General features: G+C 42.6%; 21 protein-coding genes and 2 other annotated features. Of the genes, 3 read left to right on the top strand and 18 right to left on the bottom strand.

Annotation, left to right across the window (positions count from 1 at the left end; all coding sequences use genetic code 11):
* Positions 1-376: 376 nt before the first annotated feature.
* The 5 genes from JZO85_RS09540 to trpE are packed head-to-tail and all read right to left on the bottom strand — an operon-like array spanning position 377 to position 4,631.
* The gene (locus JZO85_RS09540; RefSeq protein ID WP_207108280.1) at positions 377-985 is read right to left on the bottom strand and encodes a phosphoribosylanthranilate isomerase; all 609 of its coding nucleotides are present in this window, start codon (positions 983-985) and stop codon (positions 377-379) included.
* Positions 982-1,740, bottom strand: a complete 759-nt coding sequence (gene trpC, locus JZO85_RS09545; protein WP_207108281.1) for an indole-3-glycerol phosphate synthase TrpC — start codon at positions 1,738-1,740, stop codon at positions 982-984. The genes JZO85_RS09540 and trpC overlap by 4 nt, the downstream gene beginning before the upstream one ends.
* Complete coding sequence (gene trpD / locus JZO85_RS09550; RefSeq protein ID WP_207108282.1) at positions 1,741-2,754, bottom strand: anthranilate phosphoribosyltransferase; 1,014 nt, start codon at positions 2,752-2,754, stop codon at positions 1,741-1,743.
* Positions 2,755-3,285, bottom strand: a complete 531-nt coding sequence (locus JZO85_RS09555) for an anthranilate synthase component II (RefSeq protein WP_207108283.1) — start codon at positions 3,283-3,285, stop codon at positions 2,755-2,757.
* Positions 3,282-4,631 (bottom strand): anthranilate synthase component I, encoded by a 1,350-nt coding sequence (trpE, locus tag JZO85_RS09560; protein ID WP_207108284.1) that lies wholly within the window; start codon positions 4,629-4,631, stop codon positions 3,282-3,284. The genes JZO85_RS09555 and trpE overlap by 4 nt, the downstream gene beginning before the upstream one ends.
* Before the next feature lie 110 nt (positions 4,632-4,741).
* Positions 4,742-4,969, bottom strand: a binding site (T-box leader).
* Positions 4,970-5,102: 133 nt separating this feature from the next.
* Positions 5,103-5,333 (bottom strand) — a binding site (T-box leader).
* Positions 5,334-5,460: 127 nt separating this feature from the next.
* Here trpE and JZO85_RS09565 point away from each other — a divergent pair.
* A complete protein-coding gene (locus JZO85_RS09565; RefSeq protein WP_207108285.1) occupies positions 5,461-6,417 on the top strand; it encodes a YncE family protein in 957 nt (318 codons plus the stop codon).
* Positions 6,418-6,458: 41 nt separating this feature from the next.
* Here the strand turns inward: JZO85_RS09565 and JZO85_RS09570 are convergent, their stop codons facing one another.
* Together JZO85_RS09570 and JZO85_RS09575 are read right to left on the bottom strand one after the other, a co-directional pair.
* Entirely contained in the window at positions 6,459-7,172 is a 714-nt protein-coding gene (locus tag JZO85_RS09570) for a nitroreductase family protein (protein ID WP_207108286.1), read from the bottom strand.
* Positions 7,173-7,399: 227 nt separating this feature from the next.
* Entirely contained in the window at positions 7,400-8,257 is an 858-nt protein-coding gene (locus JZO85_RS09575) for a formate/nitrite transporter family protein (RefSeq protein ID WP_429959446.1), read from the bottom strand.
* A gap of 171 nt (positions 8,258-8,428) precedes the next feature.
* Here JZO85_RS09575 and JZO85_RS09580 point away from each other — a divergent pair, with 171 nt between their 5' ends.
* On the top strand, positions 8,429-8,863 hold the full coding sequence (locus JZO85_RS09580) for an OsmC family protein (protein WP_207108287.1): 435 nt from the start codon (positions 8,429-8,431) through the stop codon (positions 8,861-8,863).
* 49 nt (positions 8,864-8,912) lie between these two features.
* Here JZO85_RS09580 and JZO85_RS09585 read toward each other — a convergent pair whose 3' ends face one another.
* The 9 genes from JZO85_RS09585 to JZO85_RS09625 form a co-directional block, all read right to left on the bottom strand.
* Complete coding sequence (locus tag JZO85_RS09585) at positions 8,913-9,749, bottom strand: GNAT family N-acetyltransferase (protein WP_207108288.1); 837 nt, start codon at positions 9,747-9,749, stop codon at positions 8,913-8,915.
* Positions 9,750-10,042: 293 nt separating this feature from the next.
* The gene (locus tag JZO85_RS09590; protein WP_207108289.1) at positions 10,043-10,717 is read right to left on the bottom strand and encodes a hypothetical protein; all 675 of its coding nucleotides are present in this window, start codon (positions 10,715-10,717) and stop codon (positions 10,043-10,045) included.
* 15 nt (positions 10,718-10,732) lie between these two features.
* Positions 10,733-11,851: an NAD(P)-dependent alcohol dehydrogenase gene (locus JZO85_RS09595; protein WP_207108290.1), complete on the bottom strand. Its 1,119-nt coding sequence runs from the start codon at positions 11,849-11,851 to the stop codon at positions 10,733-10,735.
* 32 nt (positions 11,852-11,883) lie between these two features.
* The gene (gene buk, locus JZO85_RS09600; RefSeq protein ID WP_207108291.1) at positions 11,884-12,948 is read right to left on the bottom strand and encodes a butyrate kinase; all 1,065 of its coding nucleotides are present in this window, start codon (positions 12,946-12,948) and stop codon (positions 11,884-11,886) included.
* Between the two features lie 3 nt (positions 12,949-12,951).
* Positions 12,952-13,845, bottom strand: a complete 894-nt coding sequence (locus JZO85_RS09605; RefSeq protein ID WP_207108292.1) for a phosphate acyltransferase — start codon at positions 13,843-13,845, stop codon at positions 12,952-12,954.
* Positions 13,846-13,854: 9 nt separating this feature from the next.
* On the bottom strand, positions 13,855-15,195 hold the full coding sequence (locus JZO85_RS09610; protein WP_207108293.1) for an aldehyde dehydrogenase family protein: 1,341 nt from the start codon (positions 15,193-15,195) through the stop codon (positions 13,855-13,857).
* Between the two features lie 142 nt (positions 15,196-15,337).
* Positions 15,338-15,916, bottom strand: a complete 579-nt coding sequence (locus JZO85_RS09615) for a TetR/AcrR family transcriptional regulator (protein WP_207108294.1) — start codon at positions 15,914-15,916, stop codon at positions 15,338-15,340.
* Positions 15,917-16,156: 240 nt separating this feature from the next.
* Positions 16,157-18,106, bottom strand: a complete 1,950-nt coding sequence (locus tag JZO85_RS09620; RefSeq protein WP_207108295.1) for a glucosaminidase domain-containing protein — start codon at positions 18,104-18,106, stop codon at positions 16,157-16,159.
* A 472-nt stretch (positions 18,107-18,578) separates the two neighbouring features.
* Positions 18,579-18,920, bottom strand: coding sequence for a DMT family transporter (locus JZO85_RS09625; RefSeq protein ID WP_207108296.1), 342 nt, complete (start codon positions 18,918-18,920; stop codon positions 18,579-18,581).
* Positions 18,921-19,153: 233 nt separating this feature from the next.
* Between JZO85_RS09625 and JZO85_RS09630 the strand changes: the two genes are divergently transcribed.
* Positions 19,154-20,314: a cation diffusion facilitator family transporter gene (locus JZO85_RS09630; protein ID WP_207108297.1), complete on the top strand. Its 1,161-nt coding sequence runs from the start codon at positions 19,154-19,156 to the stop codon at positions 20,312-20,314.
* A 71-nt stretch (positions 20,315-20,385) separates the two neighbouring features.
* Here JZO85_RS09630 and JZO85_RS09635 read toward each other — a convergent pair whose 3' ends face one another.
* Together JZO85_RS09635 and JZO85_RS09640 are read right to left on the bottom strand one after the other, a co-directional pair.
* On the bottom strand, positions 20,386-22,374 hold the full coding sequence (locus JZO85_RS09635; protein WP_207108298.1) for an ABC transporter permease: 1,989 nt from the start codon (positions 22,372-22,374) through the stop codon (positions 20,386-20,388).
* Positions 22,375-22,377: 3 nt separating this feature from the next.
* Entirely contained in the window at positions 22,378-23,139 is a 762-nt protein-coding gene (locus JZO85_RS09640; RefSeq protein WP_207108299.1) for an ABC transporter ATP-binding protein, read from the bottom strand.
* Positions 23,140-23,264 lie beyond the last annotated feature (125 nt).

Here is a 23,264-nt window from a genome sequence, read left to right on the forward strand (position 1 = left end):
AGTTTGTTCTTCTCTCCGTATATCATTCCACTAAACGCTTTGAGCGCTATCTGTCTTTACTTATTTTTGTCTTTTATTGCCAAATCACACTGGTAAAAGTGGAACTGACATCCTCGTTCAATCTTTTGTATTCATTTTTTATAAAAAATGAGTTTGTTCTTCTCTCCGTCTATCATTCCACTAAACGTTTTGAACGCTATCTGTCTTTACTTAATTTTGTCTTTTATTGCCAAATCATACTGGGAAAAGTGGAACTGACATCCTCGTTCAATCTTTTGTATTCATTTTTTATAAAAAAATGAGTTTGTTCTTCTCTCCGTATATCATTCCAGTAAACGGTCTTTCAATAAAATGGGTATTGCACTCGCCATTTTTACTATATGAATTCTTGTCGATCCACAGCTTTGACTGCCTGACAAAAGGCCTTAATCTTTGCGTGGTCTTTTTCACCATTGGTCTCTACCCCGCTAGATACATCTACTGCTCGCGGCTGGAAAAAACGGATCGCCTCGCCAACATTTTCTGGTTTCAATCCTCCTGCTAACCAGAGCTTTTCTTTCGGCAAACGCCGCTGATCTACTAAGTGCCAATTGAACGTTTGTCCATTGCCGCCCATCAGTTTAGCCGGCGGAGCGTCTAACAAAAGATGCGGATAATTAAAAAAATAAGAAGTCTCTTGATCCTCGATATTGAAGGCTCGGATAATGGGCCGTGACAGCTCTGTCAAATTGGACCTTCCATGAATTTGGATCATGTCTAAGCCGGCAATTGCAACGATTTCCTCAACTTCTGCTTCCTCTGGTGAAACGAAAACACCGACCTTTTTAATCTCCTCCGGCACCTCCTGGGTGAGCTCTCGAACTTCTTCCGGCGCAACTTGTCGCGGACTTTCTGCGAAAACGAAGCCTAAATAATCGGCACCGGCCGCCACTGCCGCGTCAACCGCGGCGCGATTCTTCAAGCCGCAGATCTTGATTTGTGTCATTTTCTTCTCACCTGCAATTCCCTGACCTTCTCGACTGGATTCGCTGCTCGCATCAAGGTCTCTCCAACTAAAACGCCATGATAATTGTGTTTTACTTTTTCAACATCCTCCCCTGTTTTAAAACCCGATTCACTGATGTAGATAACGTCTCCTTCAGGTTGAGCCAGTTCAATACTCGTTTGGAGCGAAACCTTGAATGTTTTTAGGTTGCGATTATTGATGCCGATGATGTTTGCTCCAATTGCCTGCGCTTGTGCCAACTCATCAGCATTGTGTACTTCCATCAGAACCTCTAGATCCCGGGCTTGTGCTTGCTGATAAAGTTCAGCTAACCGCGAAGCTGACAATGCCGCCACAATCAGCAGCACCATGCTCGCGCCAGCTTTTTTTGCTCGATCCAATTGCCGCTCATCAATGATAAAATCTTTGCATAGAATCGGTACGTCTACCACCTGAGCGATAGCGGCCAGATCGTTAATCTTGCCTTTAAAGAAAACGGGGTCGGTCAATACAGAGATAGCGCTGACCCCGGCTTTTTCATAGTCCTTTGCTTGCTGTAAAATATCTACGTCACCATTGATGGTGCCTTTTGAGGGGGATGCGCGTTTGATTTCACCGATTACATGCATTTTCTCAGGATGTTCTTTCACTGTTTGATAAAAAGAAGGCCGCAATTTTTCTGATACTTCTTGAACCGCAGTTAGATTTTTAACTTCCCGTTCCTTTTCGATTAAGATCGTTGACAAAAAGTCCACTTAAACCACCTCCTGTTGTTTTGCAATTAATTGCTGCAAACGATCATAAGCTGCACCAGAAAGAATCGATTGCTCCGCTTCTGTGATTCCCTCAGTCAGCGTTTTGACGCGACCACTTGCTAAAAAGCCCAGGCCAGCGTTTAGCAGTACCGTTTCATAATACGCAGAAGGCACACCCTGTAAGACAGAAAGCAAGATATCTTTATTTTTTTCAACCGAACCGCCGATGATTCCGTTTAATGGAACACGCTTGAAGCCGACTTCTTCCGGAGCAAAAGTAAATTCCTCGACAGTCCCTTCTTGATAAAGTGCGCAATGGGTTGTTCCAGCTAAATTGGCTTCATCCATTCCGCCATGCCCATGAACCACAATTGCCCGCTCACGTCCCAACTGCCCTAAGGTTTTAGCTGTTTCAACTAACGAGTCCCCCGCATAAGTTCCCATCAGCTGATGTTCTAATGGGTAAGGATTGATGATTGGTCCTAGTAGATTGAAAATCGTCGGTGTCGCTAATTCCTTGCGAATGTGCATCACCGCACCCATCGCAGGATGCAGCGTTGGTGCGAACAAAAAGGCGATCCCTGCTTCTTTCAGCAGATAGTCGATCTTAGCAGGACTGACTGTCAGTGAAATCCCTAATGCCTCTAACACATCGGCACTGCCGGATTTGCTGGAAATACTTCGATTGCCGTGCTTAGCCATAGGTATGCCGCCGCCGGCTAAAACAAATGCTGCGGTAGTACTGATATTGAAGCTATGGGAGTGATCACCCCCTGTACCGCAATTGTCCATCACTCCTGCTGGTGCCGCCAGCATCGGTGTTCCTTTGCCCTGCATCACTTGTGCTAATCCTGTCAGTTCCGTTGCAGCCACTCCTTTGACCTTCAACCCGACCAATAATCCGCTGATTTGACTGTCTGTTAATTGTTGTTCAAAAATCGCTTTTCCCAGCTGTTGCATCTCGTTAATCGTTAGATCGCTCCCGCGATACACTTTTTCAAATAATTCTTGCATTTAAATCCCTGCTTTCTGTAAAAATTGATTAATGTAGCTCGCGCCATCTTCTGTCCCGATAGACTCTGGATGGAATTGCAGCCCAAAGACGGGGTATCGTTTATGGCGAACGGCCATGATACAGCCCTCTGATTCATCGGTTACTTCTAGATCCTGCGGAAGCTCATCAGGGTCAATCATCAGCGAATGGTAGCGCATGACCTGTCGTTCTGCCTGTCCTTGCAATCGGGATTGCTTCCCGTGCATGATCGTCGGCGCTTTGATGATTTTGCCGCCGAAGACTTCACCGATCGCCTGATGTCCTAGACAGATTCCTAAGATTGGCTTTTTTCGGTAGAAGCGGCGAATAAGCATTTCCATGTTTCCCGCTTCAGCAGGCCGCCCCGGTCCGGGCGAAAGAACGATGGCTGAGGCTTCTGCCGCTGCGGAAAACAATTGCGGATCATCATTGCGTAAAATGGTGACTGCTTCAGGCAAAAGCTGAACCAAATTATAGGTAAATGAATCATAATTATCGACTAATAAAATCATTGTCCCACCTCCATTAATGCTTTGGCTTTTTGTAGGGTCTCAACATATTCGCTGTTTGGATCAGAGTCATAAACGATCCCGGCTCCAGCCTGTACGTGGGCCTTTTGCTCTTTAACTACCATCGTGCGGATAGCAATAGCAAAATCTGCTTGATCGTTTTGACCCAAGAATCCGACAGCTCCTGCATATACAGAACGTTTCACCTTCTCCCATTGATAGATACGGGTCATTGCACGGATTTTCGGTGCTCCGCTGACGGTTCCTGCTGGCAGTGTGGCCTTCAAGGCATCTATCGCAGTATGTTCCGGCTTTAATTTGCCAGTAACGACTGATACAAGGTGCATGACAAAGCGGTAACGCTCGATCGTTAGATAGGTCGGTACTGTTACCGAGCCGTGAACCGCGACCTTACCTAAGTCATTTCTTCCGAGATCCACCAGCATGCGATGTTCAGCAACTTCTTTCGGATCCTTTTGCAGCTCTTCAGCCAAATCCTCGTCTTGTTTTTCAGTTTCCCCACGTTTTCTCGTTCCAGCGATCGGATTCGTTGTAACAAGCTCTCCCTCAACTGTCACCAAACTTTCTGGTGAGCTGCCGATTACTTGAACGTCCGAAAAATCCAAATAGTAAAGATAGGCTGAAGGATTGCTGTCTCTTAACTGCCGATAATAGCTGAAGGAATCCATTGAAAATTCTGCCGAAAGCCGTTGAGAAGGAACCACCTGGAACAAATCTCCTTCGATGATTTTTTCTTTCGCTAGTTTGACGATGCCTTCAAACTCTGCCTGAGAAAAATTGCTGGTAAAATGCAGTGGTTTGATTTCCAGATCTGGTATTGCACATTCCTGCTGCAGCTTTTGCTCCAACTCATCCATTTGGCGTTCTAATTTTTCCTTAGAATCGCCGCTGTAGCTGTTTCCTACAACTAAAAAACTGATTTGGCGCTGCTTGTCATAAACCACGTAAGATTCATAAAGATAAAATTGCAGATCTGGAAGCTTTAGCTCATCCTTGGGAATATCGCCAATATTTTCATAGCAGGCTGCGACATCATACCCGACATACCCAAGTGCTCCTCCTTGAAAAGGCAGGTTTGATGCATCAGATTCCTCCTTGAGCGTATATTTTTCTAATTCCTTTAAGGGGTCCTCGCAGGGATAGCTTTCAGCCCCATTATGAAAATTTCCATTCTGATACGTTAGCTTTCTGACTGGATCAAAAGCGATGATCGCATAATCCTGTGTTTCAGCTTTCCGTTCGAACAAACAAGTCCCACGAGCCTTCAAGCAATAATAAATAGAGATTGGATTCAGTCTTTTATCCGTTAATTCTTTAATGATTTCCATGTCAAAACTCCTTAATAAATAAATTTTCTGCTGCTGACTAGCTAAACATGTATGCTATCCCCCGTAAGAGCCGCGAATACAAAAAAGCCCCCAAACCAAAGAAACTCTGGTTTGAGGGCGCAAGCAGCACGGTACCACCTCTTTTTTACTGCTCGAAAACAGCAACTCTAATCGTCCAACAACGATCGCACTCTGTAACGGGAGCTCCCGTCGTTCCCTACTGCTGTTCAGGAACGCTCCAACAAGTCCATTCACTAGGGAAAAAATGTTTCTTCTCATCAACCGAAACTTTCTGTGATTTTTTCTTTCCTAGCTACTTCTCTTGCTTATGATTTGTTTTTGATTTCTTTTTTTGCAATTTGGCGACTGATCGCCCATTGTCATGCAATAAAAAATATTTCTCGGCACCCAGAACCATTAATTACAGAAAACGGAACAAACAAAAAAGCCCCCAAGTCGAAAAAAACTCGACTTGAGGGCGGTTATTCCACGGTGCCACCTCAGTGTATGCCAAACAAGGCATTTCTCATTCAGTCGTCCAACAACGACCTTGCTCTGTATCGGGAGCTCCCGGAAGTTCCTACTAATCATTTCAAAACTTCGTCCAAAAGGCCATTCACATAATAATCCTTACTGATTCACAGCACCATCAGTTCTCTGAAAAGGCTCATTTATGTTACTTCTCTTTTGTTAGACATTTTTTTTTGAATACTACGCGTTTTTTTTCTGCTTGTCAACGCTTTTTGCTAAAAAAATTATTTCTCGTCGATTCTCTGACTGTTCTAAACTCACTGAACTTGCTAAAATGAAAACATTGGAGGCGAAAGCGATGAAAAAAATTTTTTCTGCACTCGTTACTTGGTTACGGCATTTTTTATCAGGAACCTTTTATAATCGTAAGAATGTTTGGCGTGCCTTTCCTGAGTTTTTTGAGGCTGCGGCTGAACGAACCTATCGCATTCCCGACTTAGAAAGTGCCGATACCCTCAGCTTCAAACAGGAAAAATCCGTGTGCCCATCGATGACTCCTCAAGGTATGACCCTGACGGAAAACTATGTGCTGATCTCCGCTTATTGTCATGATCATCGCCACAACTCTGTCATACATGTTTTGGATAGACTCACAGGTCTCAAGCTTAAAACGATCATCTTACCGGATCTTCCTCACGCTGGCGGTTTGGCCTATGATCCGATACATCAAAAAATTTGGATCAGCAATACTGCCGGAAAGAACGCCGCGGTGACAGCCATAGCTCTCGAGCAGATTGAGGAATACACTGAAAATTCTAGGCCGATCAATTATCAGCAAAAAAATGTCTTAAAGGAGCTGCCGCGAGCCTCTGCGATCACTTATGATCACGGCTTTCTAGTAGTGGCGCTTTTTGCTTTAAATAGTTTTGGACAGGTCGTCTGTTATCCAATTGATGGTAAGGGTAACTTAGCAAATCCGACCAGCAGGAGTTTGATTGAATCCCCCTTTGGCTCGTTAACGATTCCACCAAAGGTCCAAGGGGTCACTTTTTACAAGAATTTCTTGCTGTTCTCTCAATCCTGGGGCAAACAGCCAGGGCAAATTTTTATCTTTGACATCCGGCAGACAACAAATTTCGCCGATCTTGATCAAGCCGTAAAAATTATCGCGACTCCTCCTTACTTGGAACAGATTTATGTTGAAGGCGATCAGTTATATACACTCTTTGAAAGTGGTGCTGCAGCCTATCGCAAGAAAACCTCATTTGTTATGAAGGATATTTTACAATTAGATTTACTAGAGCTGTTAAAATAAACCTGCGCTCCGAAACAATCATTTTGTTTCAGAGCGCAGGTTTATTTCACCGTTCCTATAAAAAGGGTTCCGTCCGGTGCTGCTGGAGCGCCTTTACTGATCACAAATTCAAAAGCCTTCCCGCTTTTTTCGGTCGCGACAGCCAGATGGCAAAGGGCAATCCCAACGTCCAGATCTGTCATTTTATACATCATTCCAGGCAATCCATTGATTTTTTTCTGGCGATAAACAAAAATCGGACCATCTTTGGCAATGAAAAACCAGGGCTGTCCGTTCAAACCTGATGGTGCCAAACGTGCCGCATCAATTCTGGAATCTTTTCCTTCAGAAATCTCTGCTAACGATTTCCGATCAAAATCCTTTAAAGCCCGCTGCTCAGGCTTCTCTGGTTCACCAAATGCCATACCGATAATAAAATCAGCATCTGCTTCCTTCGGCTTCATCATGCCGATCCAACGTGAAGCATAGCCTTGAGAAAATAAATAGAGATCGACATGCTGAAATAAAAAGCCCGCACAAGTATTTCTCAACGGCTGCTCCTTTCCATAAATCAAGAAGTAATGCGGCGCTTTAGGAACCCCCACTCCCTTGACCATTTCCGGACCTACGATTTTATAGCTGATCTTCGCATCTGGCAAAAGCGGCTTAACGGTTTCAATAAAAGCTTTCATTTCCTTGATTTTTTCCTCAGGCAGCGGTGTTGAAGTGAAATTACGAGTCGATTTCCGAGTAAAAATACTTGAATACAGATCCATATACAACCTCCTTATAATGAGTCGTTCATTTATTCAACTATATGATTCTTTCTACCATTTCGCAAGACCACTAACTGTCCTGTCCAAAAAAGGCTTCGCGAACTCGTTCAGCTTTTGCTTATTGCCGATAAAGCTCGTTCGTGAAGCCAGACATGAATAGACCTGCTGCAAAGCGATTTCTTCATAATAACGGTAAAAAAACGCTAGGGATCACTCCCTAACGTTTGCTAGTCTACATATTTTGAATCAGTATTATTCAGCCATGCATAGCCAAGCCCCATGACCAAGCCGCCGCCAACGAAATTCCCAATTAAAGTGAAGAATAAATTGTGAGCGACATTTCCTGCGGTCATCTCAGCGATCGTTCCGTGAGAAGCAAAATACGCGAGTGAAAATGCTGGGAAGTTGGCAATTACGTGCTCAAAACCTAAGAAGGCGAAAATGAAAATAATAAAGATGATCGACATCACCTTCGCTGCGTCATCCTTCATGCGCATGCTGACTAAAACTGCCGTATTTACTACAATATTAGCAAACATGCCTTCAACTAGGATTTGTCCGGTTGATTTTGTCAATTTAGACGCAATCCCTGTAAACATATAGTTATCGGCTTCCAAATGACCAAATGGTGCCGTTAATGATAACAGGTAGCCGCACAGGACTCCGCCAATTAAATTGAATAAAATACAGGTGAATAATAATTTTAAAGCAAAGGATACCGACATTTTTTTCTTGTACACACCAATCGTGGTGTAAAGCATATTGGATGTTCCCAATTCTGCATTCATAAATAGGATCATTACCAGTGACCAGCTAAACATGAACGCATACGCCATTTTTTCCAAACCTGGAATCGCTTCTTGCATGCGAATGGCAATATAAAAAGCAATAGCCGTTCCTAAGGCCAAAAACAAACAGGCAAACATTGAACGTACTGCATAACGAGGCAAACTCGAATTAAACAAATCAATTTTTTTACTGATTGAATACTCCAGCTGAGACATCAAAGTTGAGTGAGTGTTCACATGCTTTTCGCTTTCAGTCGCAGGTGTTTCTTCAATTTCCATAAATAAATCCGATTTCATAGGTTTCCTTCCTTCTTGGCCGCAGCCATAATGTAAGGGTATCATACAAGATTTTCATAATATTTTCAATGAAAAATTGGTAAAATATGAAATATTGAGAAAAATTGCACAAGTTATTTAATTTTCTGAGTAAAAATCGTATGATGGAAGAAACGATTGGGAGGGATTTTTATGTCCAAGCAAATTTTGAAAGCAGAAGTAGCCTCTTTAGGCGGTTTGCAGCTGAAATGCTCTGCGCGCGGGTTTGAATTTTTGATCGATGAACCAGAAAATGTAGGGGGAAGCAACGAAGCGATGAACCCGCTAGAAGCCCTGCTTTGCTCATTAGGAGCCTGCAAAATGATGGTCGTCCGTTTTTTCTATCAAGCAAAACACATCAATCTGAAATCTATGCGTGTAGAAATATTGGGTGAGATCGATTCAGATCGGCTGAAGGGCAAGCCCGATGTAAAAGTCGGCTTCTCGAAAATCATCACGAACTACTACATCGAAGCAGACAATAGCGAGGAAGAGATCGCGGAGCTGGTCGCCTTCGTTGAAAGAACTTGCCCAGTCAAAGATACCATCGTCAATGCTCCGGAGATGGAGCTTCATATTAATCCATAAAAATAACCCTGCTAAAAGAGCGCCTTGTCTTTTAGCAGGGTTTCATTTTTTAACAATCCAGTTTCATTTCGTATTGATCACAAAAATGATCAAAGCCTAGTTCCTCCAACGTAAGAATCCACTCTTGATCAGTAAAATTAATATTGTGTAAGCGAACATCTTGAAAACGCCCACTTAGATTGACCATCAACTGGCCCAATTCCGATACATGCCCTTCACGCCTGCCCCACTGCTTCACGTGACCATTCTCTTTTTGATAAATAATAAATGCGGCGCATTGCTTCGGCATCCCTGTGAACATAATCCTATAATCCTCTGGGAAGGCTTGTAGAATTTCTGTTCGATTTTCAAAAGAAGGGGCATCGTGCATCAATGGCGACAATGTTTCTAAAGGAAAATCATTGATCGCCAATTCTTGGAAATCCTCGGTTCCTGTCGCTGTTTCTTTTGCATTTCCACGGAAACAAGCATACTCTTTCATAATCTTTAGTCCCATTTTTTGATAGGTGGCGACTGCAGGTGCATTCGTTTGAATCACCTCTAGCCCGTAGTAGGCAAAATCGTGTTGCTTTAATAACACCATACAAAAATCCATCATCTTGGAATAAAGTCCTTTTCGGCGATGTGCTGGAACCACTCCCGTCGCTGCATCAAACGCGACCTGCTCATTATTATACTGCCCGACTGCGTTTAGCAAAACTGCTACTAATTCATCCCCGACAAAGACCCCGCAGGATAAATCATAGCGCACATTCTCACTATGGAAACGGTGATACAACGCATCATCGCTCAACTCCATTTTCACATAATAATCAGAAAACGCTGCCCGCATACATTCAGCAATCTTATGGAACGCTACACCTGTTAAGTCTTTGATTTCGTACATTTTATTGCCCCTTTCTTTCGCTAATACAGAAATGCCAACCGACCATTACACGCATTTTACTTCCCCGCCATCTCTTACTATTAAAATAGCACAGAACGATTTAACTAAAAAGCAGATGAGCGTACTCTTACTAAGAAAATACAAACCAACTTCTCCGCCAAGCCAGCACTCAGAACAAATGAAAAGCCAAATCCCTATTTACTATCCTAATCGATCGTAAACTAAGCGTTTGGCTTTCATTTCGTTAAGTTTTTTTCAAAAAGACGTTAAATCACCTCTTTGCAGAAGACGGATTAAACAGCTTCCTTCTCTGTCATTTTGGCGGTACTGCTGCCTTTTTTCGAAGCAAAGGAAAGGATAATCCCTAATGCGATCGAACTGAAGGCTGCCACGACCACGCGAATATTCTCAGGTAAGAGAAAAACGATCGTGTGGACGGGAATCCAAAAACAAATGCCTACCTTCAACCAGTTGAAGGTAACAAAGGTGGCCCAGTCAATTTTGCCAATCAATCCCTTTAAAGTCACCGGTTCCTTTGCTGCGGAGGTTTCGATCCACAGCTCCATGATTCGATGAAACGTATTCATCGCTGGTGCAAAGGTCAGGTTCATAATGCTGCTTCCACAAAAGGCTTGGGCAAATGATACCCCAGCAAACGGCAGCAGCTTTCCTGCCTGTGCTAAGCCGGCGCCGCCCATAAAGACTGGAAAAACAAGTGTCACCATGCAGCCGATAATGCCCCAAACGACTGCTCGGAGAAGGACTTGAGATGAGAACTGATACTCACCAGCTACGATACGTTTACCGAATAAATCACCCATCGTGGCTAAAATCCCAAATTGGATGAAGCCGCCGATATAGGGATGGGCACCGCTTGCCGCTAGTATTGGATCTCTGGTAGCTGGGATCACAAATAGGACCAATAATCCTGCCAGCAGAAGACCCCAAACAATGTCCCCTTTTTTCATCTTATCCCCCTCCTATCATTTGGGTGGCTGATACTCTTTATCCATGACCACAACAGCCTTAATGACCTCGCCGCTGATGGAATCTGCTTCTGCCTGATTGATATTTTCAAAATCATAGTATTTGATAAATTGATCAAATGGGAACTCCCCGCGTTTGTAAAACTCAATTAAGTTTGGCAAATGGTATTTTGCGATGGTATCTCCAATCAGTACCCCCCGCACTTTTTTATTGCCAAAAACTAAATCGAAGAAGGTATTTACTTCGAAGTTTTTCTGAGTTACTGCCAACGGTACAAAAGTCCCAGAATTACTAACAGAATGAAGGGCTTTCGTCATTACAGGTCCGACTCCCGTTGAATCAATGACATAATCTAGCCCTCGACCATCCGTCAAGTCCTTGATAAATTTCTCTGGATCGTCTTCCTTGCTGTTAAAGATATGACTTGCGCCTAATTCCTTTGCTTTAGCTAACCGCTGGTCATTGATGTCGATCGCAACAATTGGATAGCAGCCGGCGATTTTTGCCGCCATGACTGCAGAGAAGCCTACTGCGCCAGTTCCGAAAACAGCGATTCCTTCACCAACTTTTGGCTGAAGGACGCTCAAAACCGCTCCGCTTCCTGTTCCAAGTCCACAACCTAATGGTCCAAGCAAACGCAAGTCCACGTCCTTATCGACTTTTACGACATTTGATTCTTCTGTCAAGCTGTAGGTCGAGAAGGAAGATTGGTTAAAGAAGTTATTGACCTCCGTGCCATCCTCCGTATGCAGAATAAATTCTCCCCGCGGGTTTTTCCCTAAATTATTGACAGTAAACCATTTTTCACAAGACGATGGATGACCTTCCGCGCAATGTTTACATTCTCCGCAATAAGCATAGGATAAAATCACATGATCGCCAGGTTCCACTGATGTGACTGCATTTCCGATTCTTTCAACGATTCCCGCACCTTCATGACCTAAAACGTTGGGAAAATTAATACTGTTGCCATTTCTTTCACCATAATCGGAACGGCATAACCCGGATGCCACAACTTTTACCAAGACATCCTTTGAGCCGACCTCCGCTAATTCTAATTCGGTGATTTCATATGGCGCTCCTTTTTCCTTTACTAATGCCGCTTTGACTTTCATTCGTGTTACTCCTTTCTTAATTTGAGGTATTTTTACCGATATTGAAACGCTTTCATTTCTTCTTCTCCCAGCACTACCCGTTCTGCCCCTTTCGACAGAGCGATCATCTCGTGTTCGCCAGGCACAGCAACGATTGGCGCGATAAAGCTAACCCGCTTCTTCAATTCCGATACGACCATTTGCGAGTACGCTACACCGCCAGTCAGTACGATGCAGTCTACAGCTCCATTTGCTACTGTAGCAAGACTTCCGATTCCTTTAGCAATTTGGTAAATGTAGCCGTCGTAGACTGTTTTTAATTCCTTATCACCTGCGACTATGCGTTCTTCGATTTTTTTGGCGTTACTTGTACCTGCATAAGATTTTAATCCGCCTTCTCGCTTATAAATCCGCAGCATTTCTTTCAATGAATGCTCATAGCACATCGGCATCAAATATTTCAACGGCAGGCCGCCAGTTCGTTCAGTCGAAAACGGCCCTTCATCATCAGAGATCAAGTCACTCATCTTGCCATTATGATGGATACTGATCGTATTTCCGCCGCCCAGGTGAGCTACGATGAATGTTGCGTTTTGATACTCCAGTCCTTCTTCCCGAGCAACCTTCATTGCCACTGCCCGCATATTTAAGGCATGGCCGACACTTTTGCGTTCAATCCCTTTTAGACCTGAGATACGGGCTACGTCTTCAAACTCGTCCACCGACACCGGATCATAAATCAAGGCGATCGTTTTCTCACTGCCCTGCTCCTTGATCTCATTGGCCAAAATGGCTCCTAAATTCGAAGGATGCTCGATTTGTGTGATGTTTTTCAAATAATCGATCATTTCGTCGTTGACCTCATAGGCTCCAGACGAAACGGGGGGCAGGCTGCCGCCGCGCCCAGCCACAGCGTCCAACTCCTTAGGATCAATCCCTTCTTCTTTCATAAATGCTAATAAGATGTCCCGCCGAAATTCCATTTGATCCACGACATTTTGAAACTTCCGTAATTCTTCTGTTGAGTGAGAGATTCCCTGTTCCTTGATGATCTCTCCATCTACATAATAGGAAACCTTGGTCGATGTCGACCCCGGGTTAATTGCTAAAATTTTCATCTGCTATCCCCTCTTGCTGCAATACATGGCGACTACTATCGAATAGGCCTTTTCCTCTTCCGTCGACCCGCGAGAAACCATAACGATCGGCACACTTGCCCCCATGATCAAGCCCGCCATCTTAGCACCGGCCAAAATCGTCAAGCTTTTGCCTAACACATTCATTGTGGTAATATCTGGCCCTACAACGATATCAGCATCACCAGCCACCGGACTATCGTAGTGCTTGATTTCAGCTACCTCCTTGCTTAGCGAAAGATCTAAAGAAATCGGTCCATCGATCCAACAGCTGTCTGGGGCTTCCGCCTGCAGCTCATTCATAATTTCTTCTGCTTCTATCGTCGATGCAATCTTAGGATTGACCTTTTCTGCGGCGGCTAATAAGCCGACCTTTGGCTTTTTGATCCCAATTTTATTCATCACTTCGATTCCATGCTGAATCAAAATTTTCTTATCCGCTTTGCTTGGTGCGGTGACCATTCCCCCGTCAGTCGTCAACAATAGCTTGTGATAGCTTGGAATCTCATTTAATGCCACATGGCTTAATAAAGCGCTCGTTGCGATGCCCTTCTCACGATCTACCACTGCTTTTAAGAAAGTACGTGTTTGGATATGTCCCTTCATCAAGAAATCAATCTCTTTTTTATGAACCATTTCTACACCAATTGCCGCACACGTTTCTTCGGTATCTGCGGAAACAATTCGCGCAGACAGCCCCAGCTGTGCTAAAATCCCGCTTATTTTTTCCTCGTCGCCAATTAAAATCGGTTCTAAATAATCTCTGACTTTTTCGTTAAAAACGGATTGAATCGTCACTTCATCGTTCGCACAAACGACACCAATACGAATTTTTTTGTCACTTGAAAAATTAGCCAGCAGCTCATCAAATTTTTGCATAGCCATCACCTAATCCCATGGATTGCCGTCATGTTTTGGTGGAATCGGCTGTGCAATGCGCGAAATGTTGATCAAATGAGTGTAGGTCAGGTTTTCCGAAATAATATTATTTCCCCAAGAACCGCAGCCCAGCGAAACCGTTGGATTCAGTCCATTGGCTGGAGAGCCGCCGGCATCAATTGTTGGTTGATTCACGACTAAACGACTGACTGGTAATACCTCACCTGCATATACTTGATGCTCTTTTGTATGACTGAACAGCCCTGCCGAATGACCCGCGCCTTCTAATAAGAGGTTTTCCCGTGCAAAGGCCACCGCCTCCTCAAACTTGTCATAGCTTTTCAGCGCCAAAACAGGGGCCATTTTCTCCTTACAGAACAACTCTTCCTTACCAACTGCTTCGACTTTTACCGCAATAATTTGGCTGTCAGCTGGCAGCTCAACACCTGCCGCATCAGCGATCACTTTCGGATCCTGACCGATCATTTCTGGATTGGCTTTTCCATCAATAAACAGCGTTTCTCGCAATTTAGCTAATTCTGATTCCTCTGTAATAACCGCCGCTTGTTTGGCACGTAAAGCTTCAAAAACCTCCGTTTCTTTCTCTACTGGATAAAAGAGACTTTGCTGACAAGCACAAACGATCCCATTATCAAAGGAACGGCCAATGACTGATAACTCAGCTGCTGCTTCTACGTCAAAATCTCGGTCTAAAATGGCTTGAACATTGCCTGGTCCTACGCCATAAGCCGGATGTCCGCTAGAATAAGCCGATTTCACCAAGCCCGGACCACCGGTCGCTACGATCAAGTCGACAGATTTCATTAATTCTTGTGACAATTCAATACTTGGCTCTTCAATCACCTGGAGCAGATCTCGTGGTGCCCCAACACTGACAAGTGCTTCACGCATCAATTCAATCGTTTCTTTCGTCGTCTTCTTTGAACGAGGGTGAGGAGAAACGATCATGGCGTTTTTACCTTTCAATGCCATTAACCCATTGCCCAACGGTGTGATCGTCGGATTAGTCGTTGGTGTTACAGACCCGATGACCCCTCGTGGATGAGCAATCTCAATCAGACCTTCCTCAGGAATTTCCTTAATTACCCCAACGGACGGCTTGTCCTTCAAACTAGCAAAAATATTCGTGGCCATCCCCTGATTTTTACCGATTTTATGATCCAAACGTCCCAAACGAGTTTCTTCAATCGCCAACTTTGCTAATGGCTCAGCTTGCTCAAAAACTGCTTTTGAAATCGTATAAAGCATCTTATCTACTTGTGCCTGATCGTAACCGCTAATCTCCTCCATCGCAACACGTGCCTGTTGTACCATTTCTTCAATCGTCATTTTCTCAAGCTCCTTTCATTTTTACATACATCGGTGTATGTATATTGCAACTTCAATATACCCAACTTATGAAAGCGCTGTCAATTTCGTGAAAAAAGGAACTTGCTCGCAAAAGGTTGCTGCGAACAAGTTCCTCTTTTTTTTAAAGATTTGTAAAAATAATCGAAATACTTCGTCTGATGCCCTCCGGCGTGTAATTTTTTGTAACCTCATCCGGTGTTCCCGAACCGTACATTCCCTCAAAATAATTGTAAAGCATACTTGAAATCGCAGAAGCGTCATTCTCATTTAATCCTTCTTTTCTCAAGCCTTCTAAGAAAAATTCATATAATCGTCCGCGTGTTTCACGAAAAGTTTCCAGCAGCTCAGCGAATTCCGGATAGACCTCTAACGTTTTTAATGACTGCTGCATAAACTTAAAGCCTTCTAGGTTTTGAGACGGAACCACCAGTATTTGCACGACCTTCTCTTCAAAGCTCAGGCTTTCATCAAGCATGATTGCTCGTTTTTCCGCCTTGATTTTATCGATTGTCATACGCACAACCTCACCGAATATCTCCGACTTATTTTTAAAATGCCAGTACGCCGCTCCACGGCTAACATTCGCATCCTTTGATATTTTGTCTAAAGAAGTATTTTCGAAACCCACTTCATAAAAATTTTGAAATGCCGTTTCTAACAGCCGCTGCTTTGTTATCAAGCTGTCCTGTTTTCGTTTCATTGTCATCTCTCCCGTTTTAAAAAAACAAAAATCCGCTCTTTTCTGCCTCATTTTGACTCTTTTTCATTTCTAGTAAAATTTCACGAAATCTAAGAGATTGTGAAATTTTTCTTTTCTATCTCTGCTGATATTCGTGCCCTCAGCAAAATGAATACGATTCCATTTTCACACAAATTGCTCCTTTTTAAAAGAGAAAAAAGCTGCCAAGTTTTCACTCGACAGCTTTCGCTGATTGAACTATTACTTCATCGGCGGAATAATCGCCAATAAGCCGTTGCTCAAAGTGACATAAATTGAAGAAGTGGTAGGCAACGCTTCATTTAACGTATTCTTCACAGGTAAAGCTGTTGCCGCTAAAGCGATCAAGCTCTCACTGCGGAAAAGATTAACAAAATGCTTCGTCGACATCACTTGTGGAATACGCGGACTATTGAGAATACTTGCAATCAATTTTGCTTGTACCTGATCGTTCACATCAATCTTCGCTTTTGTTGCTTTGATTTCAGGCCCGGTAGCTTTCTCTTTGGTCTCTTTCGCATGATCGAACTCAGTTAATTCATAGGCACTGATGATCGCGTTCAATTTTTCTGCGTATTGCTTATCTGTCGCATAGCGTCCTTGAAGATGTTTGGTGGCATCCTTGTAAGATTCCGTTTGATCTTTCCAAGTGGCTTTGTAGAAATCATTGTTGCCTGAGATGCCTTTTTTAATTAATTTCGCATAATCTTCTAACGACTCCTTATAGGAAGGATATTTCCTAAACTCAGAGGTAATCTGGAAGCTTGCACCGACATTATCCTGTTCTAACGTTTGGAAGGTGACACCTTGATCCTTGTATTTCCCTTTGATCCCAAACAAGTTGTAGTTGGGTTCACTGGCTAATGAACTATTCCCCGATCCGCTTTCTAAAATCGCTTGTGCGATCATAACAGAGGAGTAAATGCCATTCTTCTGTCCAATTTCACGGGAAGTTTCGCCAATTTTTTTAATAAATTGATCTGTTGTTTGATTCTTGTTGAAAATAAATGGCTGGTTCGGGCTGTATTCTCCAAAAGCGTTCGACAATGAACCTGTTGCTTTTGGTAAGCCGGCGATGTTCACACGAACTGCAAAGGTTGGCGCAAACGCGCTGATACTGCCGATTTTCACTACATCCCCTGGCTGCGGCGCATGGATATATTGACCATTGCCGATGTAAATAGCCACGTGTGTTGTGACACTCGTTGGTGCTCCCCAGAATAATAGATCCCCTGGCTGCGCTTCGCTAACTGGGATCTGCGTTCCAGCATATTGCTGATCCCCTGTCCAGCCGCCGATATTATGGCCAGTTGCATTCGCATAAACTACATAGGCTAAGCCAGAACAGTCAAATGCATTTGGTCCCTTAGCTCCCCAAACATAAGGTTTTCCAAGATGACGGTAGGCTTCTTGGACGATCGCCGTTTGCACCTCATTACTAAAGGTTGGTGCCGCTTGATTAGAAGGGACACGAACATCGGAAGCTGCTCCATCCGCTTCAGGCTGACGATTCGCTGCTGCCTGCTCTTGATTCGCTGATGGTGTATTCACAGCTGGTTTTTGTGTATTTTGTTTGTTTGAATTATTGGCAGGCTTTTCGTTGTTCGTATTATTTTGATTATTGCTATTACCTGCATTGCCACCAGGTTTTTCTTCTGGCTTCGGCGTTGGTGTAGGCGTTGGTTTCTCTTCCTTCACTGTTTCTAGTTGGATAGACACATCTGAATCCGGCATCGTAAATATGCCGTTAACCTCAGCGCTTGATAAAATTACTGCTCCTGTTGCTGCGTTGACTGCCTTAACTTCTTTTACCTTGACACCTTCAGGCAATGTCACTGAGTAATGAACGACAGTGTTAGCGATCAATCCTTTATCGGATGTATATTGAAAAGCAATCTGTGCGCCATTCGCATCACTAAACGTATTATTAGCCATTGGATTGCCATTGGCTAATAAATTGTATTGGGTCGGTTCAGGTTCAGGAGCTGGTGCTTCAGAACTTTCTGTACTTCCTGGAGTTGAACTTTCGGTCGATTGTTGATTTGATGAAGTCGTAGCAGGATCGCTGGCCACTGTTCCACTTTCTTCAGCAAGCGCTTGTTGTGAAGATAAAATAGTTGGGCCAAACAATGTTCCCAATGCTAGTAAACTCACAATCTTATTGTACTTCACATCTATACCTCATTTCCAAATTAAATATACGTGCATATATAATTATTTTCCTTAATTACTTACTATAATATCATTAATTTAAATGCCTGTCTAAGGAGTTGATCATTGTTCATAAAATCTTCTAAATTAGTAATACACAAAAATTGAATTTATTGATTTAGGCTTGTTTTGTCTTTTTTAATCACTGATAAATCAACAGTTACCTTAAATATGAAACAAAAAATATAAAATAGCAATTCAAAAGAGCCTTCTCCTTTCCCTAACAATAATCAATTTATTTAACACAATATTAAAAAAGCGAAATGAATTAGTTGTCTAAAATAAATATTTTTATAAGTAAACATACGCAATAAAGTAAAAAAGACTCGAATAATCAGCGATTCACTGACTATTCGAGTCTTTTCGTATTTAAAAGCTTCTATATTATTAAATAAATTGGAGCCAAACAACCGCTTTTTGTTCCTTTTGACTGCTAAACCTTCTCTTTAACGATTTTTTGCATCAATTTTGAAATGGCACGTTCGTGAAAATGCGTCATTCGGACGCTTTCGCCGTTTTCTGTGCGCCAAATCTTATTTTCATAAAAACCAACACTGTCCCGTTTCCCATCCATCAGCTCTTTGGCGTATCCCAAAACAAGACGAATCGCTTCACGTGTAGGCTCATCACTCTTAAAATACCCTGGATAGCTGCGCAGGTATTCATCGAGATCACTATTATGGGATACTTTCCAATCTTCAATGAAATCTTCTAATGCTGTGACTACATTACTCGTTTGAATCTTCCATAGTGTTATATCTACCTGATTTTTCATAATCATACCTCCATTATTCAATCCCTTTACTCTTCCTATTATAAAGGGTTTTCATTTTAATCGGCTGAGATATCCGGAAATTTTCTATTAAAAAAACTAAAAGAAGCTCCATCGTTTTAAAGTAAACCTTTTATATTTAGGGTTTACCTTTTATCTGAGACAGTGGATTTGACTTCTTATTGTTTGTCATTTCAGTTATACTAATAGTAATTGAATGATAAGGATGATTTATTATGCTAACACTTTTAATAAATAAAATTACAGAACGTTCGAAGGGAAACAAGCGAACCAGTGTTGGAATCTTGGCGGGAGTCTTAGGGTTGATCTCAAACCTTGTCCTCTTTCTCGCCAAATTTTTTATTGGTTCACTTTCAGGAAGTGTCTCGATTATGGCGGATGCAATGAATAACTTATCCGATACGGCTTCTTCCTTTATTACCCTTGCCGGCTTTAAAATTGCTGGCAAGCCAGCCGATGAGGATCATCCTTACGGTCATGAACGCTTTGAATATATCAGCGGCTTCGTCATCTCCATTTTAGTGACCTATGTCGGGTTTCGTTTTTTAGACAGCTCTTTTGTTAAAATTCTGCATCCTAGCAGTGTGCTGCTTTCTCCAATTGTCTACATCGTTTTGGTCTTATCGATTTTAATGAAGTTCTGGCAATCCTTTATGTATCGCAGATTGAGTCGCGAAATCAATTCTGATACCCTAAAGGCCACCGCCCAAGACAGTATCAACGATGTCTATACGACCATCGCGGTTTTGATTTCTGCCGTTATCGAATGGTTCAGCGGCTGGCGTATCGACGGCTATATCGGCTTTCTGATCGCTTTGTACATCATTTATTCAGGGATCAAAATGATTATGGGTTTCATCAATGATTTGATGGGCGTTCGTCCGCGTGAGGAAGAGGTTTTAGCGATTCGCAAGCATTTGGATAACTATCCAGACATCATCGGCTACCATGATCTGTTGATTCATAGCTATGGACCAAATAGTGTTTTTGCTTCTGTTCATATTGAAGTCAATCAAGATTGGAGCCTGTCTCACGCCCATGAAGTGATTGACACGATCGAATACGATGTAAAACAGAATCTAGGCGTCGATCTGGTTTGTCATTTAGACCCTTATCCGATCGATGATCCCGATTTCAAACGAATCGCTCCTGAGTTAAAGAAAATTTTGAAGGACATCCACCAACAGCTGCGGTTTCATGATTTGCGTGTAGATAAAAACACTACACCAGAAACGATTTATTTCGATTTGGTCGTGCCTGAGGATTTAAAAAAGGTCACAAACTCGCAATTGCAGGATCAAATCAGTAGTCGCTTTATTACTCAAAGTGAGCCGGCAAAATTAAGCATTATCTTTGATCGAACCTATTTATTATAGCGAAAAAGCATTAGTCGAATGCCGCGCTCCTTCTATATAAAGGTAGCGCAGCAAAAACGACCAATGCTTTTTTAGCTTTTTCGTTCAACTAATTGATAGTAGGTTCGGGCCGTCAGCCGATAGACGATAAAATATAGTAGGGCAAAGATGACGGTCACGATCCCGCAAATAAGCAGGAACAGCTGCCAATTTACCAAACCAAATAGAACAAGCAGCTTTCGAATAAGTGGAAAAGCAAATGCCAAATGGATAACTGCGATTACCAATGGGAAAGAAAAGACCATTGATACTTGACTACGAATAACCTTTTTGACCTCCTTGTGCCCCATTCCCACCTTTTGTAAGATTTCAAAGCGCTCACGATCATCCATCCCCTCAGAGATTTGTTTATAGTAAATGATCAAGGCTGTCGCCAAAATGAAGGTCGCACCAAATGTGATCCCTAAAAACATAAAGCCGGCGGTGATTAATCGGTTCTCAGATACAAAGGTCGCTTTGTCATCGAAAGTGTACTGGCCTTCTCCTAAAGTCTGCTGCATTTCGTGTCGCAACGCTTGCGCAAAGTCTATCCGCTTCTTTTCCCCTTTTAAATCAATATTGAATAAAAAGCTGTACTTAGGATTGTGTTCCTTCTTTTCCGCTTTTTGGGGAATCCAGCTTTTCAAGCAGCGATCAATAACCTGTTGATTTGCCATCACTACCACAAAGGAATCGGTCAATTCAACCTGTTGATTGATTCCTGGGAACTGATGGATTCGCTTTTTGATTTGAAAGCTCTGATTTTTGAATGTTAATTTATCTGATTGGTGATCGCCGCTAACAGGATAGAAATAAATCTCATCCTCCTTCAGCTCCGGCTTTTCCTTCGTATGCTTTTCATATTCCTGTGCGGTCATAAAGAGCATCATGACAGCGGTAGATGCTTTTGAACTATAGTAATCGTTCAAATTCAAGTAGCTATAAGAATCTGCTTTGGGAGAAAACATGATGCTTTGTGTCGAGGTCAAATACACCTGGTCAAAAATCGGCGCTTGCTTCTCTGCACTGACCTTGCTGATGATTTTTTTAACCTGTTCGGGCTGATGGTTCGTTGTAATCGCGACATCTCGTGGATAACGTGACTCCTCAACGTCCTTCTTTCCGAGATAAAGACTTGCCGTTGTGGCTACAGTAACTAAGACCATTGTCGATAGAATACAAATACTGGCTAACCCCGCCGCATTTTGCTTCATTCGATACATCATGCTTGAGACTGAAATGAAATGGTTCGTTTTGTAATAAAAACGCGGATTCCTTTTTAACAGCTTCAGCAAGGCAATACTTCCAGCCGTAAATAAGAAATAGGTGCCGAAAATGACTAAAACAACGGCTACAAAAAACAAGTTCAATGCATTCAATGGCGATTCAATCGTTACAGCGATCCAATAGGCACTGACGATACATACTAGCCCTATGATTGCTAATAACCAACGTGCTTTCGGTTCCTGCTCCCCTTTTTTGGCGCCTTGTAAAAGGGTGATAGGCTTTGTTCGTTTAATTTGCAGACAGTTGATTAAAAATAGCAAGAAGAAGATTCCGGCAAACAGCATAGTAACGAAGCCTAAGCTTTCAGGCATAATTTTAAAGACAAACTCCGTTCCGACACCGATCATTCGATGCAGCACTAGAAAAGCGAGCTTCGATAGCACTAGACCCGTAATCAACCCGCTGATAACCACTAATAAAAAACTGAGAAACGATTCCCAGATCAACAGCTGATAAAGCTCGCTCTTGCCTAATCCTAAGATGTTGTACAAGCCTAGCTCTCTTTTTCGCTGCTTCAACAGGAAGCTATTCGTATAAAAAGAAAAGATCACAGTAAAAATCATAATGATAATATGGCCCAGACCAAACATTGAGCTGGCGGAAGCTCCGCCCGGTAATGCGCGCATCCCTTCATTATTCACAATGATTTGTGTCATCGTATTGATCGCCACTAAAAACAACATCGAAATTAGAAAGGGCAAGTAGCCACGATGATTTTTTCTTAAGTTAGTAAAAGCTAATTTTCCATAAAACATCCGTTACGCCTCCTTTGATTGCAAGGCTGTCAATGTCTCATTGATGGTTTCCAAAAACTCATAGTTGTCCTTGTTCCCTCGATAAAGCTGATGGTAAACCTGGCCATCCTTAATGAAAAGCACACGTTTCGCATGACTGGCTGCGATCGAGCTATGGGTCACCATCAAAATCGTCTGCCCATTATAATTCAAACGTTGAAAAATTTGCAGCAGCTGTTCAGAGGTCTTGGAGTCCAACGCCCCTGTCGGCTCATCGGCTAACAGCAAATCTGGGTTGGTAATGATCGCTCTTGCCACAGCCACTCGCTGTTTTTGACCGCCGGACAATTCGTAAGGATATTTTTCTAATAGCTTTTCAATCCCTAAAGCCTGCACCACCGGAGTAAGTCTATTCATTAATTGATTGACCGGTGTCCGGGATAAAACTAAGGGCAATAAAATATTGTCCTTAACTGAAAATGTATCCAATAAATTAAAATCCTGAAAGACAAACCCAAGATGGTCTCGCCGAAAAGCGGCCGCATTTTTTTCCTTAATGATGTTCAAGTCCATTCCATCTAATAAAATCGTTCCCGAAGATGGCTTGTCCAATGTCGCAATCAGATTTAACAAGGTACTTTTTCCTGAACCTGATTCCCCCATGATTGCGACATAATCACTCTTTTCAACAGAAAAATCAATCGCTCGCAATGCTTCTACAGGCATTCCTTTGAACTGAGTTTGATAAATCTTTTTAACGTTTTCCACTTTTAATAGTTCATTCATTGTGAAATCCTCCTTGTTCAGCTTGATGTAATCGGTACTAACCAAAAAAAACTAGGTCAGCCCTTCTACTTCATCATAGAATGTCGCCCTTAAAAACACTACTTACGAAAAGAAATCCAAACTTA

The organism is Candidatus Enterococcus murrayae (assembly GCF_017315985.1).
GTDB classification, from domain to species: domain Bacteria; phylum Bacillota; class Bacilli; order Lactobacillales; family Enterococcaceae; genus Enterococcus_A; species Enterococcus_A murrayae.